At 61.7% G+C, this 16,737-nt stretch carries 15 protein-coding genes and 2 tRNA genes; 5 read left to right on the forward strand and 12 right to left on the reverse strand.

Going from position 1 to position 16,737, the window contains the following annotated elements:
- Nucleotides 1–23: 23 nt before the first annotated feature.
- From tig to UL81_RS08785, 3 genes are all read right to left on the reverse strand, one after another.
- On the reverse strand, nt 24–1,376 hold the full coding sequence (gene tig / locus UL81_RS08775; protein ID WP_046453495.1) for a trigger factor: 1,353 nt from the start codon (nt 1,374–1,376) through the stop codon (nt 24–26).
- A gap of 90 nt (nt 1,377–1,466) precedes the next feature.
- Nucleotides 1,467–1,540: transfer RNA gene (locus UL81_RS08780), tRNA-Pro, on the reverse strand.
- A 114-nt stretch (nt 1,541–1,654) separates the two neighbouring features.
- Complete coding sequence (locus tag UL81_RS08785; RefSeq protein WP_046453699.1) at nt 1,655–2,485, reverse strand: hypothetical protein; 831 nt, start codon at nt 2,483–2,485, stop codon at nt 1,655–1,657.
- A gap of 132 nt (nt 2,486–2,617) precedes the next feature.
- Here UL81_RS08785 and UL81_RS08790 point away from each other — a divergent pair.
- The 3 genes from UL81_RS08790 to UL81_RS08800 all read left to right on the forward strand — a co-directional run bounded on the left by UL81_RS08790 (nt 2,618) and on the right by UL81_RS08800 (nt 4,779).
- Nucleotides 2,618–2,692, forward strand: a tRNA-Gly gene (locus tag UL81_RS08790).
- Nucleotides 2,693–2,869: 177 nt separating this feature from the next.
- Nucleotides 2,870–3,877: an HNH endonuclease signature motif containing protein gene (locus UL81_RS08795; protein ID WP_035105863.1), complete on the forward strand. Its 1,008-nt coding sequence runs from the start codon at nt 2,870–2,872 to the stop codon at nt 3,875–3,877.
- A gap of 74 nt (nt 3,878–3,951) precedes the next feature.
- On the forward strand, nt 3,952–4,779 hold the full coding sequence (locus UL81_RS08800; RefSeq protein WP_035105960.1) for an aldo/keto reductase: 828 nt from the start codon (nt 3,952–3,954) through the stop codon (nt 4,777–4,779).
- 105 nt (nt 4,780–4,884) lie between these two features.
- Here the strand turns inward: UL81_RS08800 and UL81_RS08805 are convergent, their stop codons facing one another.
- Entirely contained in the window at nt 4,885–5,361 is a 477-nt protein-coding gene (locus UL81_RS08805; protein ID WP_035105861.1) for a ribose-5-phosphate isomerase, read from the reverse strand.
- A 46-nt stretch (nt 5,362–5,407) separates the two neighbouring features.
- Between UL81_RS08805 and UL81_RS08810 the strand changes: the two genes are divergently transcribed.
- Nucleotides 5,408–5,773, forward strand: a complete 366-nt coding sequence (locus UL81_RS08810; RefSeq protein WP_144407179.1) for a hypothetical protein — start codon at nt 5,408–5,410, stop codon at nt 5,771–5,773.
- On the opposite strand, the gene UL81_RS08815 is transcribed toward UL81_RS08810, so the two are convergent.
- Complete coding sequence (locus UL81_RS08815; protein WP_046453497.1) at nt 5,774–6,391, reverse strand: mycothiol-dependent nitroreductase Rv2466c family protein; 618 nt, start codon at nt 6,389–6,391, stop codon at nt 5,774–5,776. It abuts the gene before it with no gap.
- A gap of 65 nt (nt 6,392–6,456) precedes the next feature.
- Here UL81_RS08815 and pepN point away from each other — a divergent pair, with 65 nt between their 5' ends.
- Nucleotides 6,457–8,961 carry an aminopeptidase N gene (pepN, locus tag UL81_RS08820; protein ID WP_035105859.1) on the forward strand — a complete coding sequence of 835 codons (2,505 nt, stop codon included), beginning with the start codon at nt 6,457–6,459 and terminating at the stop codon, nt 8,959–8,961.
- Here pepN and UL81_RS08825 read toward each other — a convergent pair.
- The 7 genes from UL81_RS08825 to UL81_RS08855 are packed head-to-tail and all read right to left on the reverse strand — an operon-like array spanning nt 8,958 to nt 16,687.
- Complete coding sequence (locus UL81_RS08825) at nt 8,958–9,704, reverse strand: GntR family transcriptional regulator (RefSeq protein WP_046453498.1); 747 nt, start codon at nt 9,702–9,704, stop codon at nt 8,958–8,960. The two genes, pepN and UL81_RS08825, sit on opposite strands and share 4 nt — an antisense overlap.
- A 56-nt stretch (nt 9,705–9,760) precedes the next feature.
- Entirely contained in the window at nt 9,761–10,432 is a 672-nt protein-coding gene (locus UL81_RS08830; protein WP_035105858.1) for an SDR family oxidoreductase, read from the reverse strand.
- 9 nt (nt 10,433–10,441) lie between these two features.
- Entirely contained in the window at nt 10,442–11,626 is a 1,185-nt protein-coding gene (locus UL81_RS08835) for an alkylhydroperoxidase domain protein (protein ID WP_046453499.1), read from the reverse strand.
- Nucleotides 11,627–11,654: 28 nt separating this feature from the next.
- Nucleotides 11,655–13,250 carry a dipeptide ABC transporter ATP-binding protein gene (locus UL81_RS08840; protein ID WP_035105857.1) on the reverse strand — a complete coding sequence of 532 codons (1,596 nt, stop codon included), beginning with the start codon at nt 13,248–13,250 and terminating at the stop codon, nt 11,655–11,657.
- A complete protein-coding gene (locus tag UL81_RS08845) occupies nt 13,251–14,090 on the reverse strand; it encodes an ABC transporter permease (protein ID WP_046453500.1) in 840 nt (279 codons plus the stop codon).
- Nucleotides 14,087–15,061 (reverse strand): ABC transporter permease, encoded by a 975-nt coding sequence (locus UL81_RS08850; RefSeq protein ID WP_035105856.1) that lies wholly within the window; start codon nt 15,059–15,061, stop codon nt 14,087–14,089. The genes UL81_RS08845 and UL81_RS08850 overlap by 4 nt, the downstream gene beginning before the upstream one ends.
- Nucleotides 15,062–16,687 (reverse strand): TIGR04028 family ABC transporter substrate-binding protein, encoded by a 1,626-nt coding sequence (locus UL81_RS08855; RefSeq protein WP_035105855.1) that lies wholly within the window; start codon nt 16,685–16,687, stop codon nt 15,062–15,064. It abuts the gene before it with no gap.
- Nucleotides 16,688–16,737 lie beyond the last annotated feature (50 nt).

Here is a 16,737-nt window from a genome sequence, read left to right on the forward strand (position 1 = left end):
AAGTTTACGGAGAAGCCGGAAACTTACTCAGCGTCAGCGGAGGAGTTCTCCTCGTCGACCTCGCCGAAGTACTGCTCGACGTCGACGTCGTTGCCGTCTTCGTCCTTGACCTCAGCGCGGCAGATAGCGGCAGCCAGGGCCTTGCCACGGCGGACGTCGGAGAACAGGTTAGCGATCTGGCCATTGGACTGGATCTGCTGGATGAACTGGTTCGGGTCCATGCCGTAGGACTGTGCGGTGTAGAGGATGTGCTCGGAAACCTCTTCCTGGGTCACCTCTGGCTCCTCGACATCGGCAACAGCGTCCAGGAACAGCTGGGTGCGCACGGACTCTTCAGCCTGCTCGCGGGTCTGCTGGTCGAACTCTTCGCGGCTGGTGCCCTGGGCCTCCAGCAGCTGAGCCAGCATCTTTTCGTCGTGAGCCAGCTGGCCCAGGATCTGGTGCAGCTGTGCGTGAACCTGCTCGTCGACGACGGACTTCGGCAGTTCGAAGTCAACATCGGCAAGCGCTGCCTTCAGGACCTCATCGCGGATGGAGGCGGCGTGCTCAGCCTTCTTGGTCTCCTCAACGCGGGACTTGGTGGACTCGCGCAGCTCGTCCATGGTGTCGAACTCGGAAGCCATCTGAGCGAACTCGTCGTCCATCTCCGGGAGCTTGCGCTCCTTGGACTGCTGGACGTGGACCTTCACGGTGGCCTCTTCGTCCTTGTGCTCACCGGACTGGATCTTGGTGGTGAACTCGTTGTCCTCGTCGGTCTTCATGCCGCGCAGAGCGGTGTCCAGGCCCTTGATGAGGTCATCGTCGCCGATGCGGTAGGACAGGCCCTCCGTGGAGATGTCCTCGAGCTTCTTGCCATCAACCTCAGCGGTGATGTCGATAATGGCGTAATCGCCGGTCTTCATCTTGCGCTTGGTGTCCTTGAGCTCACCGAAGCGCTCAGCCAGGTCTTCCAGAGCCTTATCGACGTCTTCGTCGGTGGCCTCTACGGAGTCAACCTTGACGGAAATCTTGGAGAAGTCCGGAACCTCAATCTCCGGGCGTACGTCGACCTCAGCGGTGAACTCGACGAAGTCGTTGTCTTCAATCTTCGAGATATCTACGTCCGGCTGGCCGATAACCTTCAGCTCGTTTTCTACAACGGCCTGCTCGTAGCGAGAAGGCAGCATGTCGTTGACGACCTGCTCCAGGATCGGGCCGCGGCCAAAGCGAGCATCGATAAGCTGGCGCGGTGCCTTGCCCTTACGGAAACCAGGGATGGAGACCTGCTGCGCAATCGCCGCGTAGGCCTGGTCGATTTCCTTGTCCAGCTCAGAGAAAGGAACGTTAACAGTGAGCTTGACTCGGGTATCGCTCAGCTTGTCTACGGTGGTCTTCACGAGTAACTCTCCTGTAGTTAAATCTCAGTTACAAACAAAATTGGGGGGTCTGGGATTCCATTGTAATGGGCTATCCCAGACCCCCATACGTCGGGGCGACAGGATTTGAACCTGCGACCCCCTGCTCCCAAAGCAGGTGCGCTACCAAGCTGCGCCACGCCCCGTATGTAGGCCACTACAACTGTAGTCAGCTGTATTGCGTACTCGACCACTATAGCGGGTGGCTAAACCAGGGAACAACTTAGCCCTGGTTTATTGCGTTCCCGCAGGCCAGACGGCTAGAAATCGAAGCCGAAGTCAAACATGCCGCCGCCATCATCGCCACCGAAGAGGCCGTCGCCGCCAAAGAAGCCGCCATCATCGCCGCCTCCCATATCGCCGCCGCCCATGTCTCCGGCGTCACCGGCATCGCCCATGTCACCGGCGTCGCCAGCATCGCCTGCAGCATCGCCGCCGCCGTCCCACTCGCCGGACTCGGCTGCAGCGGCAGAGTAATTCACGCCGGCCATACCGGCGAACATGGCGTTAAACATCATGGAATAACCCATCATCCACACACCGGTGGTCAGGGCGTCGGCCCACCACGGACGGGAGTACCAACCGGCCGGAACCGGACGGCCAGCCACGGTGCCACCCGGGTAGTAATTCGGCGTTTCATCCGAGGCATAAGGCGAGGCCGTGAGCTGCTCACCGTTGGCTTCCACGGTGCGCTTTTCGGTCACCTTGCCGGCCTGGCGCTGGCCTTCCAGCGGCGGCAGGTCCGGGCCTGGGTTCATGCCCATAATCTCGCGCGCAGCGTTAACGTAATGCATGCCTTCCAGCGCGGATTCGCGCGCCAGCTTGGCCTGCTTCGTGGTCTGTGCCTGCGCAATGGCGGAATTAGCCGCGGTAAATCGCTCCGATGCATCGGCCATCGCCTGCTGGGATGCGGTATCGATGCCACTAATCTGCATCACCTGGCCACCCAGGCGCTCGATCCAGCGGCGGGCGTCGGCTTGGGCATCGGCAAGCTCTTGCGCCGCACGCTCCTCTTCCCTCTTCTTCGAATTGCGCGAAGACAGCCACCAGACGCCGCCGCCTGCAATGGCCAGTATCAACAGAAATTCCACGAGATCCTTCACTTTCACATAGCGTGACCTTTACTACCTTCAACGATAACGCGTCTGCGTAAGTTCCCACCTTGCGGTTTTCCATTTTTCTTAGCCTGCGCTAGAGTTGTTGCCACGCTCTTTTTGAGCTGTGGGAATGTCGTATAGTGGCTAATACCTCAGCCTTCCAAGCTGAAGACGCGGGTTCGATTCCCGTCATTCCCTCCACTAGCTAGTCACTTCGGTGGCTAGCTTTTTTCATTTGTCAAGGGTCAACTTCGACTTGAGGCCATCCTGTGGAAATTATTGTGGCAAAAGTTGGCCTTGGGGCAGGGTGGACAAGTTATCCACAGGCTGAAAAATTATCTCTAGCATTGCTTGACGATGCCCCCTTAATCTGCACCCATGACCTTCCTAAAGGATTACTTGGCCAGTCTTGGCCCGGGCATCGACATCGTTGCTGATGCCCAGGGCCTTACTGGCACGCAGCTGCACGAGGCCGGGGCGCCAGACGCCGTGGCCTACTCGCTGCTGCAGTTGTGTGAATCCTTTTATGGCAAGTGCGCATTCTCGGCGATGCAGCGCGATGCTGTGTCGGCTGCGCGTCGCAATGGGCATTCGTTGCCGGCTTTGGAGGTCATCGATAGGTTTGCCCGGCGTGCGCCCAACCAGCGCGAGGGTTGGTTGCTGCGTTTGCAGCTGTGCCGGACCAAGGCGGATGTGAGCGTGCTGGAAAAGATGGCGCGCAAGCGTCTGCGTGCGCTGCGCAAGCCGCCAAAGATTGAAGAGGGCGTGAAGATTAAACGCCGTAAGGATCAGCCGTGGACGCTGTCAATTACAGGTTCTTCTGCCCTCACGGCTGATCTTTATGCGGCGATTCTTTATGCGGCGATTCCGAATCTGAATGCCGCACGCCGGGTCCTTCAAGGCCAAGCCGGTTCGACGGTGACGACGACCAACGTCATCATCAACTTGGATGAGTTGGACAAGATCATCGACGGCGATGGCGAGGAAATCCAGCTGCGCATGACCAATGGTGCAACGATTAGTGGCGCCGACTTGGTCGCCCGCCTGTTGAGTGAACACGGTCTGGTGACCCTGGTGCACCCTTATGAAGGTCCAGTAAACCTTTATCGCACTCGTCGGCTGGCCAACGAGAAACAGCGGCTGATGGCCAAAGCCGAAAATCCGGTTTGTCCGGGCTATAAATGCCGCGCGCCTGCCGATGAATGCCAAGTCCACCACATGGAAGCCTGGAAACAGGGCGGCATGACCAACATGAATAACCTGACGATGGCCTGTCGCTTCCACAACGGATTCAACGACGACGATTCGAATGCTCCGCCCAAGAATGGTCGCTTCGAAAGACGCAACGGCACCGTTCGATGGCTTCCGCCCTGGGCGAGTCGCTAAATATCACCGCAGGCAGCAGACCGGAAAAGGTCTACTGCCGCTTAGGTGATCCGTTTTTAGTTAAGCTGGGCGCCATGACTGTTGACAAGATCACTCTCAACGACGGAAACGACATCCCCCAGCTCGGCTTTGGTGTATTCCAGGTCGACCCGGAGAAGACCGAGGAATTGGTCGCTGAGGCCCTGCGCGTGGGCTACCGACACATCGATACCGCTGCCATCTACGGCAACGAGGAAGGTGTCGGCCGCGCGATTGCTAATTCCGGCATCCCGCGCGAGGAGCTGTTTGTCACCACCAAGCTGTGGAACGACCGCCAAACCGATGCGGCTGCAGCTCTCGATGAGTCCCTGGAAAAGCTCGGCCTGGACTACGTCGACCTCTACCTCATCCACTGGCCGTGCCCGGACAACGGCAACTACGTCGAGGCCTGGAAGCAGCTCATCGAGCTTCGCGATGCCGGCAAGACCAAGTCCATCGGCGTCTCCAACTTCGAACTCGAGCACCTCGAGGAGATCGAAACCCACACCGAGGTCCGCCCGGCCGTCAACCAGGTCGAGCTCCACCCCTACCTGCAGCGCTGGCGCGAGCTCGACGGCTTCCGTGACCAGAACATCCGCATCGAAGCCTGGGGCCCGCTGGGCCAAGGCAAGACCGATCTTTTCGATCAGCCCGAAATCGCCGATGCCGCCAAGGCCCACAACGTCTCCCCTGCCCAGGTGATTATTCGCTGGCACCTGCAAAACGGCATCATCGTCTTCCCGAAGTCCGCAACGCCGGAGCGCATCGCCGAGAACTTCGACGTCTTCGGCTTCGAGCTTTCCGATGACGAAATGACCGCCATCACCGCCCTCGACCGCGGCGAGGAAGGCCGCGGCGGCACCCACCCGGCCGACATGAACTAGCGAACTAGCGCAAGCGCGAGTTCAGCGGCCAATAGGGACACAAAAAGAGCGCGTGGAGAGCAACTTGCTCAACCACGCGCTTTTTTAAACGGCTAACGGAAGTTCCTACTGCGCTTCGGGAACCTCCGGGGCGATGCCGGTGCGCTCGTACTCGGCGAGGATGTCGATGCGGCGCTGGTGGCGCTCGGCACGGGACCACTCCTGGTCCAAGAAGGCGTCAACGATGGCGAGTGCCTCGGACTCGGAGTGCATACGGCCACCGATGCCGATGAGCTGGGCGTTGTTGTGCTCACGCGCCAGGCGGGCGGTTTCTTCCGACCACGCCAGTGCGCAGCGTGCGCCCTGCACCTTATTAGCGGCGATCTGCTCGCCGTTGCCGGAACCGCCCAGCACGATACCCAGCGCGCCTGGATCATCCACGGTGCGCTGTGCAGCTTCAATGCAAAATGCTGGGTAGTCGTCTTCGGCGTCGTATTCGTGGGCGCCGCAGTCAATAACTTCGTGTCCCTGTTGTTGCAGGTGCTCGGCGATAGCATTCTTCGTCTCGAACCCTGCGTGGTCTGCTCCTAGATAAACGCGCATGGCACCAACCCTACCCGCTTAAAGCGATTTAAGTAGTCTAGGCCACATGCGAACCAGGCACAGACTCCTCATCGCCACCATTGTCAGTGTGGTGCTGTGCATCGTGCTGGGGATGCTGCCATCATTTCTGGCCAGCCTTATCGGAGCACTCATCGTCACGATTACTCACATCGTGGTCTTTTGCTTCTTCCTCAAGGTAGAACTGCCCCGCACAAAATTCACCGGTCTCTTCTTCGCTGCCCTAGCCGTCGCATCCTGGGGCAGCTGGACGATGGCCGCCTGGGAAGAATTCCAAGCCCAGGCCTACCTGCCAATTATCAACATTGCAGGCCTCGTCTCCCTCCCGGCGACCATCATTCTGTGCGTCGTTCTTGGTTCCCGCGGCTACTGGCCCCAAGAACGCAAGCGCTGACTACACCTGCGGCTTCTCGGTACGGGTGCGCTTGAGTTCGAAGAAGTAGGGGAACTCGGCGAGTTGGACGGAGGCATCGAAAAGCTTGCCTGCATCCTCACCGGTAGGAACGCGGGTGATAACCGGGCCGAAGAACGCGGTATCGCCGAGCTTGACCACCGGGGTGCCGACTTCATCGCCGACAGCAGAAATGCCGGACTCGTGGTACTCGCGCAGCTTCTCGTCATAGTCCTCGGTGTTCGCTACCTCGGCGAAAGACGCCGGCAGGCCAACCTTCTCCAAAGACTCGGCAATGATGTCGTCGTAAGCACCAAAGCCCTGCTTGCCGCCTTCGTCGTTGCCGTGGATGCGCTCGCCCATCACGGTGTAAAGCTCATCGACCTTGGAAGGCTCCTCAGCGGCGACCTTGGCAAAGACTCGCGCGGGACCCCAGTTGGCCTTCATTGCCTCCATGTAGTCCGGGTCGAGGTCGCGGCCGTCGTTCAAGACGGACAGGGACATCGGCAGGAATTCCACGGAGATCTCGCGGACTTTTTCTACTTCCTTAATCCAGCGGGAAGTAGCCCACGCAAACGGGCAGACAACGTCGAACCAGAACTGTACTTTTTGCTCACTCATGTCCCCCACCCTAGACACGGGACTAGGGTATATGCAGGAAACTATTCATCGATAAAGGAGAACACGTGACTTCTACGAACCTCACTCGCGTTGAAGCAGCGCACCGCTCGCAGCTTCTCGATGTCGCCCACTACGACGTCACCCTCAACCTCCACGACGCCGAATACTTCGATACCCGCACCGTCGTGGATTTCCAGGTCAAGCAGGCAGGTTCGACCTTTATTGACCTTCGGGCAGACAAGCTTATCGATGCCACCCTCAACGACACCGCCCTTCCCACCGATTCTTATGACGCGGAGGCCGGCATCCAGCTGGAGGACCTGGAGCCGGGCGACTACACCCTGGTGGTCAACGCAAAGGTGAAGTACTCGCGTACCGGTGAAGGCTTGCACCGCTTTGTCGATCCGGCCGATAACCAGCCTTATCTCTACACCCAGTTCGAAACGGCGGATGCCAAGCGTGTGTTCGCGTGCTTCGACCAGCCGGATTTGAAGGCGACCTACTCGCTGCACTTCGATGCCCCGGCGGACTGGAAGCTCATCACCAACTCGCCCGTCGAGGAGCGCGACGGGCTGCGACACGCCGAGATTGATGTGCCGCTGTCGACCTACCTGGTGGCGCTGTGCGCGGGCCCGTACCACGAGGTGCGCGATACCTGGCGCGGTGAGCTGACCGAGCACCCAGAAAACGGCACCGAGGCAGGCCAGCTGGAGGTTCCGCTGGGTCTGTACTGCCGAGCATCGCTTGCCGATGCCCTCGACCACCAGCGCCTGTTTACCGAAACCAAACAGGGCTTTGACTTCTACCACCGCAACTTCGGTTTTGCGTACCCGTTTGGCAAGTACGACCAGGTCTTCGTGCCGGAATTCAACGCCGGTGCGATGGAAAACGCCGGTTGTGTGACCATTCGCGACGAGTACGTGTTTAGCTCCCAGGCCACCCACTACAAGTACGAGCGCCGCGCCGATACGATCCTCCACGAACTGGCTCACATGTGGTTCGGCGACCTGGTCACTATGGACTGGTGGGACGATCTGTGGCTCAACGAGTCCTTTGCCACCTGGGCTGCCGCGATCTCGCAGGCGGAGGAAACCGAATACGACACCGCGTGGGTGACCTTCGCCAATGTCGAGAAGGCCTGGGCCTACCAGCAGGATCAGCTGCCGACCACCCACCCGATTTCCACCGACGCCTCCGATATCGAGACCGTGGAGCAGAACTTCGACGGCATCACCTACGCCAAGGGCGCGTCCGTGTTGAAGCAGCTGCAGGCCTACGTCGGTCGCGAGAACTTCTTTGCCGGTGTGCGCCGCCACTTCAAGGCACATGCCTGGGGCAATGCGACCTTCGCGGACCTGCTGGGTCACCTCGAGGAAGCCTCGGGTCGCGACCTGTCCTTCTGGGCACAGCAGTGGCTCAAGACCACCGGTGTCAACACCCTGCGCATCGAAACCGAAGAAGACGGCACCATCACCGCCGCGAAGCTGGTTCAGACCGGCGATACTCTGCGCCGTCACCGCCTGGCCGTTGGCGGCTACAGCCTGAGCGGCGACTCCGTGGAACGCGTGGAGCACTTCGAGCTCGATATCGAAGGTGCAGAAACGGAGCTGCCGCAGCTGGTTGGCAAGCAGCGCCCGGACTTCCTGCTGCCTAACGATGACGACCTGACCTACTGCCTTATCGAACTGGATGAGGCGTCCCGGGACTTTATGGTCGGGCACATCGATAAGTTTGCCGACCCGATGGCACGCACCCTGTGCTGGTCGACTGCCTGGGAGATGACCCGTGCCGGAAAGATGCGCGCCCGCGACTTCGTCGCGCTGGTCGCTCGCGGTGCGCAGGCCGAAACCGAGCTGGCAGTACTCGAGCGCGTGCTGCTGCAGGCACGCAATGCGCAGAGGAACTTTGCTGCGCCGGAGTGGGCATCGCACAGCACTATGCTTGCCGATACCCTACTCCACGGCGCCCAGAACTCCTCCCCGGAGCGCGCGATTATCTACACCGAAGCACTGGCCAAGTTGCCATTGACCAACGGCACGCGCGACTACCTGCAGTCGGTGTTGGATACCTCCGATGATGCTGGTCTGCGCTGGTCCGCGGTGGCGGCACTGGCTGCGGATGGGGCGATTGAGGATGTTGAGGAGATCGTCGCTAAGCAGTTGGATCTGGATAACTCTGCCACCGGACACCAGTTTGCGCTGCGTGCGAAGGCTGCGGTCAATACTGCGGAGTCGAAGCAGGCGCTGTGGAACGAGCTGGTTGCAGGTCAGCTGGGCAATCGTGAGATGACCTCGAAGCTGGAGGGCATGGTCTATCCGGGTGCGGATGACTACCTGCCGACGGCCAAGTTCTACGAGGTCGCCGAAGACATCTGGGGCGCTAAATCCCACGAGGTCGCCTTGACCACGGTGACGGGGCTCTTCCCGTCCTGGGATATCAGCGAAGAAGGCATTGCGCGCGCCGATAAGTTCTTAGAGCGCGACCTGCCGGGTGGTCTGCGCCGCACCATCGTCGAGCAGCGCGACCGTGTGGCCCGCGCGCTGCGCAACCAGCAGGTGGATGCGGGTTAGTCGAGTTGTGAGGCGGGGTCATCGCCAAGCGTGACCTCCACGTTGGCTGCATCAGAGCGCAAGGTCTCTTCCATGTAGCACATGACCTGCCCCGTCGACAGCTTCGCGATGCGCTGCAAACGCAACATCGGGTAAGAACGGCTCACGCCTAGCAGGCGCTGTTCTTCTTTGCGGGCGTTGGCAGCGCAGACGGTCTCGCGCTTAAAGACCGGACGCAGCCCGTAGCTGGCCATGACGTCTGCGAGGGGCTGGTTGAGTTTTTGCTGGTCCAGGTCCGGTGCGAGGTCAACGGGGATGACCAGGCTGGAAACCAGCAGCGGGTCGTCGCCGTCGCAGACGAGGCGCTTGACCTCCCAAACTGCGGTGCCGTCTTCGACGCCGAGTTTGGCGCCGATGTTTTTGAGCACCTCGGCTTTGACGCAGGAGACGAGTTTGATCTCGATGTCCTCACCGCGCTTGTCCAGCTGGCCAATAACACCTTCTGGGCAGGTGAGGTCGAGAGTCGGTGGGATAGCGCGGACGAACGTGCCACCGGCACGGCCGCGTTTGCGGTCGATGAGCCCTTCAATCTGCAAAATATCGAGAGCTTGGCGCACCGTCATGCGGGCTACGCCAAATTCTTGTACTAGTTCGCGCTCTGTGGGGAACCGCTCTCCCGGCTTCAGCTTCTGCTCAGCAATCTGGCTGCGCAGCGAGTCTGCGATGACGAGATAGGCAGGTCGGCGCCTCGAGGGGGTATTCACGAGGCCTGATTCTAACGAATCTGTCTTCACAAATACAGCCCTGGCATAACAATTACTTATTTCACCCGTTGGTTTAGCTCAATACGGGGTCGCACTTGCACGTCTGTGAGCTGCGTCGTTGCGCCTGTATCGACCACAAAGCGAATCGCGCGGGCAACTTCTGCGGGGGCAATAACATGTGCCGGATTGTAGTCCTGCAGGCCTTGCAGCATCGGTGTATCGGTCGGCCCCGGGGCTACCGTGGAGACGCGAATGTCCTGCTCAGCTAGGCGAAGGCCGTCGGCAAGCGCGTAGAGGGCATGTTTGCTGGCTGCATAGACAACATTGTCGCCGTAGCTGGTACGCCCTGCTCCTGAATTGATAAAGACAACTATTCCGCCTGCAGCGCGTAATTTTGGCAGCAAAACCCTGGTCAGCTCCGCCGGCGCGTGGACATTTAAGTCCATGTGGGCGCGCCAATCCTCCACGCTGGCGGAGTCGACGGAGAACTTCTCCGCAACGGCTGCGGCGTGGACAAGCACGTCGACGCGGTCGAGTTCGGGAAGCTCAATGCCCTCATCCAGCCCGGCGCGCAGGTCGCCCGGTACGGGTGTGACGTTGTCGAGGCCCTCCAGCTCCGCGGCGCGACGTCCCAGCGCGTAGACGTGGTGGTCGCGCGCCAGGCCGTCGATGATTTCCCGGCCCATTCCGCCGGTTGCTCCAGTTACTACTGCAATCTTGTCGCTCATAGCCCCAGGCTAACGAAAACGGCGCGGCACATCCGGTGCGCCGAGAGTCAGCATGAGGCGGTTTGCCCAGTTGAAGAAGGATGCGGAGTTAATCACGTCGATAATCGCAAGCTCGTTCAGGCCGACGTTGCGCAACTCCTCGACGTTCGTTTTATCAAATCGAACTGGCGTTGCGGTGAGGTCCAGGGCGGCATCGCGCAGGGCGTTCCAGGAGGTGGTGCCGAGGTCGGCTGTGGGGCCATCGGCAAGCAGCTTATCGATGGCCTCCGCATCCCCACCCTCTTCCTTCGCGCGGGCCTGGTGGACCGAGGCACAGTACTCGCAGCCGTTGTAGCGGGAGGTGACGGTGGCAGAAAGCTCGCGTTCGGCACGGCCGAGGCCGCCGTCGGTGTTGTAGAAGATATCCAGGTCGGTGCGAGTGCGCGCCAGCAGAGCGGCTGGGTCACGGGCGAGCAGGCGGAAATACGGCATATCGATGCGCTCCGGCTTGATGAGTGAGTCTTTTTGCGCCTCGGTCATCTCGTCTTTGGGTACGGCGGGTACCCAGGGGCGCCAGCCGAGTGGATGGGCGACGAAGCCTTGGGGTGCGACGACATCGGGAAGCTCAGTGCGCGGGCCAGGCTGCCAGTTGGGGTTGGATTCTTTAGCTTCGCAGGCCTCCGGGGTCGCGATCTCGGCGCCGCCGAGGACGTTGAGTCCGTGGATGACGCGCAGCTGGAAAGCCAGGAAGGAAATCAGCTGGGCCAAGCTCACGATGTCATCATCCGACCAGCCGGCCTCCTGCAAATGACCAATCGCGCCCGGGGTGGCGTCCTTCGGGTGGAAAATCAGCAGGTGCGCAAAGTCGAAGGCTGCGGCGAGGCGCTCACCGTAATCCAGGACGCTGAAGGTGACGAACTTGCCGTCGTGGTAGGGGCCGGCGATGCGGCCGCGGGTGATGGCGGGTTGAAGGTTGAGGGAGGAGTCATCGGAAAGCAGTTCTGCGTAGAACTCATAGGCGCGGGTGTCCTGGGTGATGCCAGCGATGAAAGCGGCGACGGCGTAGCGCTCGGTGTAGGTAAACGTGCCGGGGTTCTCAGGTTCGAGCAGTGCGCTAAACGATGCCTGCGCATTCTCCTGCGCATCCGCCCTCCGCGCGCGCAGGTCAAGGATGTCCTGTGGTGCGGTGGAGAGGTGATTGATGATGTCCATGATTTCCTTTCAGTTGGCTTTGGGGCTTTGACTAAAGGCCCAGATTGAGGTCGCCGCCGCGGTAGCGGGAGCCGGGGATGGCGGTGATGAGTTGCTGGGTAAAAGGTGATTGGGGGTTGCTGAAGACGTCGCGGGTGGGGCCGTATTCGACTTGGTTGCCGTGGGATAACACAGAAACGGTATCGGCGATTTGGTTGACCACGGCGAGGTCGTGGGAGATGAAGATATAGGTTAAGTCGAGTTCGCGTTGGAGGTCGTCGAGCAGGCGGAGGATTTGGGCCTGAACGGTGACATCCAGGGCGGAGACGGCCTCGTCGAGGACGACGAGTTCGGGTTCCACGATCATCGCGCGCGCGATGGCGACGCGTTGGCGTTGGCCACCAGACAACTCGCGGGGGCGGCGGTCGTAGTAGTCGGGGTCGAGTGCGACGAGTTCGAGGAATTCCTTGGCCTTGGAACGGGCAGTGGCTTTGTTGGCGCCGCGCAGGTTGCGCAGGGGTTCAGCGATGGTGTCGCCGATGCTGCGCCGCGGGTCCAGCGAGCTATAGGGGTTTTGGTAGACCAGCTGGATGTTGGCGCGTTCATCGCGAAGCTTGGCGCCGCGCAAACCGACGACGTCGCGGCCGCCGACGCGGATGCTGCCCTCGGTGGGGTTATTAAACAGCGCGACGCTGCGGCCGGTGGTGGTCTTGCCGGAGCCGGACTCCCCTACCAATGCGTGCGTAGTGCCCTTGGCCACCGTGAAGGAGATGTCGTTGACGGCGGTGAAATCGCCGTAGCGCTGGGTGAGGTTGTCGACCTCCACGAGGGTCTCGGCGTTGCGATGCCGGCGGGGTGGGATGGTGCTGAGTGAGGGGGCATCGGCAAGCAGGCGCTGCGTGTAGGCGTCCTTGGGGTTGACCAGGACGTTGGCTGCCAGGCCGGATTCGCGGACCTCGCCGGCTTCCATGACGACGATGTGGTCGGCGCGGTCACCTGCCACAGCCAGGTCGTGGGTGATAAACAGCAAGCCGATGTTGTTTTCGGCGCGCATCTCATCAAGCAGATCGAGGATGATTTTCTGGACCGTGACGTCGAGGGCGGAGGTGGGCTCATCGGCGATGATGAGGTCCGGCTCGAGTGCCACGGTGGCGGCGATGAGCACGCGCTGTTTCATGCCGCCGGAGAGCTCGTGCGGGTACTGGGCGTAGCGGCGCTCCGGGTCGTCGATGCCGACGCGGTCGAGCAGCTCGATGGCGCGCTGGCGGCGGGACTCGGGCGTGCCGACGTGATGGATGGCCAGGCCTTCTTCGACAGAGGCGCCGATGGTTTTTAGCGGGTTAAGCGAGTTGTTGGGGTCCTGCGGAATCAGGCCGATGCGCTTGCCGCGCAGCTGGCGCCACTTGGCGTTGTCGAAAGCAGTGACGTCCTGGCCTTCGAAGTGGAGGGTGCCGGCGTCGATGGTGGCGTTGTCCGGCAGCAGGCCAATCGCGGCCATGGCGGAGGTGGACTTGCCGGAGCCGGACTCGCCGACAATCGCGGTCACCTGGCCAGGTTGAACCTGCAGGCTCACCCCGCGCACGGCGGCGACGGAGCGGTTGCCGGAGTGGTAGGACACGCTGAGATCATTGATGTCGAGCAAAGACATTTAAGCCTCCACCTTCAGGTTCTGGGACAAGCGGTTGGCGGACATGACGACGGCGACAATCGCCAGGCCAGGCAGAATGATGAGCCACCAGGCGGTGGTCATGAAGTCGCGGCCTTCGGCGATGATCAGGCCCCATTCCGGCGTGGGCGGCGGGGCGCCGTAGCCGAGGAAGCCGAGGATGGACAGCTGCAGGATGGCAGAACCGAACTGCAGGGTGGCCAGGGCGATGACCGGGGTCAGTGAGTTGGGCAGGATGTGGCGAAAAAGCACCTGCATGCGGGTGGAGCCGGCACCGTAGGCGGCTTCGACGAAATCGGCGTTGGCAACGGTGATGACCTGGGAGCGGGCCAGGCGCGCGAAGGTAGCCACGGAGGTGGCGCCCACGGCGACGGCGGCCTGCAGAGAACCGAAGCCCAGCACGATGATGATGGACAGCGACAGGAGGATGCCGGGGATGGACAGCAGCACATCGACGATGCGCATGACGATGGTTTCTACCCACCCGCGCAGCGCACCCGCGAGCAGGCCAAGCAGCGTGCCGACGAGCAGGCCCACTGCGACGGCGACGACAGCGCCGAGTAGGGACTGGCGCGCACCGTAGACGATGCGGGCATAGAGGTCGCGGCCGACGGAGTCGGTGCCCATGAGGTGGCCATCGCCAGGCGGGAGCAGGGCGACGTCGGTGCCGGCATAAGGGTCGGCGGAGGTAAACAGCGACGGGAAGAGTGCCGCGGTAAAAGCGATGACCAGCACGATGATGGAGATGATCGACCCCGGCGCAGTCCAGGGGTTGGTGCGCTGGCGCTTGCGCGGCTTGTTCAAGACGTTGGCGGTGGTCATGCCTTCACCTTCTTGTCTGCCTTGTCGGCGTTCTCGGTGTTGGTGGCGCGCAGGCGCACGTCCAGGACTGGGTAGAGCAGGTCCACGATGAGGTTGATGATGACGTAGGCGGTCGCGGCGATGAGCACGACGGCCAGCAGGACTGGGGTATCGCGGTTGGCGACGGCCTGGGCGGTCATCTGGCCCAGACCGGTGCGGCCGAAGACGGTTTCGGTGACCACGGCGCCGCCGACGAGTTCGCCGAAGAGCAGGCCGACCATGGTCAGCACCGGCAACAGGGAGTTGCGTAGGACGTTCTTCCAGAAGATCCAGGTCTCGCTCGCACCGCGGGCGCGGACCGCCTGGACGAAGGGCTGGGATTGGGTTTCTTCCAGCGAGCGGTTGAGCACCTGGGTCAGCGGGGCGGTCATCGGTACGGCGAGTGTGAGTGTTGGAAGCAGCAGGCCCTCGATGGTGCCGGGTTCGATGACGCGGACCCAGCCGAGCTGGAAGGAGAAGAACTGGATGAGCAGGATGCCGATCCAGAAACCCGGCAGGGAGACCAGGAAGGACGGCAGCGAGCGGGCGAAGGTGCCAATCGCGCCGGAGCCCGGCAGGGTGGCCAGGAAGGCCAGCAGCAGTGCGACGATGATCGCTAGGCCTATCGCGCAGGCGGCCAGGGCCAGGGTGTGCGGGAGGGCATCGGCAATCAGCTGGGCGACAGGCGCGCCGGTTTGGGTCGAGTTGCCGAAGTTACCGGTCAAAAAGCCGACCAATGAGGTGAAGTACTGGACCACCAGGGGTTGGTCCACGCCCATGTCTTCGCGGATGGCGTCGATTTCGGCTTGGGACAGGCCGAGGGAGGGGTCGCCGTAGCGGGACTGGACGGCATCGGAAGGCAGTGCGGACAGCAGCAAAAAGGCCACGGTGTAGGTCACCAGCAGCACGATGACTGCCTGGCCAATGCGAGAGAGAATCTGTTTCTTAGTCATTTAAGCGCCCCCGTTATCGCGGTCGATGGATACGCCGTAGAAGGACGGGCGGGCTACGGCCTCAGGCTGGAAACCCTCGACGGATTCCGCCACGGCGTAGACCTGGGGTTCTTCAAACAGCGGCAGAACGTAGGCCTTTTCGGTGAGGTAGTCCTGGACTTCCTCGACGGCGGCTTCGCGGCCGGCATCGTCGGCGGTGTCGGTGACTTTCTCCAGCAGGTCCTGCAGGTGCGCATCAATCGGGTTGCCCTCAGAGTCCTGGTTGAGGAAGGCGTCGCGGTTGTTCAGCCCGTAGTAGGAGGTAATAGCATCGTAGTCGGCGCGGGCGACCATGGAGTGGTACATCTGCACCTTCTCCACGTCCTTGGCATCAGCGTTCTGGGTGGCCTGGTCGCCGGCGTTGACCTGGATGTCGATGCCGATGCGGTGCAGCTGGTCCTGGACCATGGTCATGACCTCGGCGGAACGGGGCTGCGGCAGTGCGATGTTGGTGCGCAGGACGAGGCGATCGCCGTCTTTGGTGCGGATGCCGTCGGGGCCGGGGGTCCAGCCGGCATCGTCAAGCAGGCGCTCGGACTGCTCCGGGTCGAAGCTGTAGGCAGCGGACTGGTCCTTGTAGCCCAGGCCGGTGGCGGCAACAGGGGCGGTGGCCAGCGGGTAGGACTCGGAGAAGAGCACGCGGAGGATTTCCTCGCGGTCGATGCCATGGATAATCGCCTCGCGCACGCGCTGGTCCTGCAGCCGCGGGTGGTCGAAGCGGAAGGCGAGCTGATTGTTCATGGAGTTGGTGCCATGCGTGACGATGCCCACCCCCTGCTCCTGCAGCAACGGCTCCTGCGGCGCAGAAATCTGGCGCGCAATATCGGCCTGGCCCGACACGATGGCGCCGGTGCGAACGGATTCTTCCGGGGCGAGGATGTAGTGCACACCGTCGATGTCGGCGCGGCCCTGCTTCTCCATTGCTGGTGGGGCCCAGTCGTAGTCCTCGCGGGCGAACAGGCGCAGGTCGGTGCCGATTTCTTCGGATTCAATGACAAACGGGCCGGAGCCAATAACTTCGGTGGCATTGCCGGGGCCGAAGCCTTCGTTGTCGAGGGCTAAGGAGGCATCGGAAAGCAAGCCAGCGTTAAAGCTTGCGGTGGCCTGCAGAAAGCCCGGGGACGGGGCGGAGAAATGGAAACGGACGGTGTCGTCGTCGATGACTTCGCCGCGCTCGTAGTTGGCAATCTGCTCCGAGGCGGTCAGGGTGCGTTCCTCATCGCCGAGGCCGTAGAGGTCGAAGTTGGCCACGACGTTCTCGGCCGTTAGCGGCGAGCCATCCGAATAGGTGACATCGGTGCGGATGTTGAAGGTGTATTCGGTGGCGTCGTCGTTGATTTCGGGCAGCTCGGTGGCAATCCAGGGCGAAAGCTCCAGGGTCTCCGGGTCCTGGTAGAGCAGGCGGTCGGTGATCTGGTTGACCACGCCGCCGTTGGGATAAAAACCGGCTGCCGGCGGGTAGAGGGTGCGGAAGAACTGCGGCTCGAGATAGGTGAGGACGTTTTCCTCCCCGTCTGCCCGCACCGCAGCCGAGCAGCCAGCCAATAAGCTGGCGGCGGCAACGACACTGACGAGTATGCGCTTCACGTCTCGCTCTTTTCAGTAGGTGAGGAATAGGTTTAGATACGTGAATTTAA

This window comes from Corynebacterium camporealensis (assembly GCF_000980815.1).
GTDB classification, from domain to species: Bacteria; Actinomycetota; Actinomycetes; order Mycobacteriales; family Mycobacteriaceae; genus Corynebacterium; species Corynebacterium camporealense.